A 246-nucleotide genomic window follows, 5' to 3' on the forward strand; every position below is an offset into this window, starting at 1 on the left:
GGCCGTAAGTCCACTGGTGATACGGACACACGAGCCGGCCCGCGTGGCCCCGCTCCTCCTGACAGATTCGCGAGCCGCGATGCCGGCAGGTGTTGTGATACGCAGCAACTTCTCCGTCCTTCTTCCGAACGATAACCACAGACTCGCGACCAATGTCCACACGGACCCAGTCACCCGGTTCGGAGATCTCGCAAGTCATGGCCGCAAAAAGCCAATGCTTGCTGAAGAACAGCTTCATCTCTAGAT

The 246-nt window shown here is 58.5% G+C and carries 1 protein-coding gene; it reads right to left on the reverse strand.

Annotated features, from left to right (window positions below; genetic code table 11):
- Window positions 1-246, reverse strand: a 246-nt coding sequence (locus tag SB679_RS25770) for an aromatic ring-hydroxylating oxygenase subunit alpha (RefSeq protein ID WP_410705212.1), incomplete at both ends; no start/stop codon positions are given.

The sequence above is a fragment of the Chryseobacterium sp. SIMBA_029 genome (genome assembly GCF_046535275.1).
Taxonomy (GTDB): Bacteria; Bacteroidota; Bacteroidia; order Flavobacteriales; family Weeksellaceae; genus Chryseobacterium.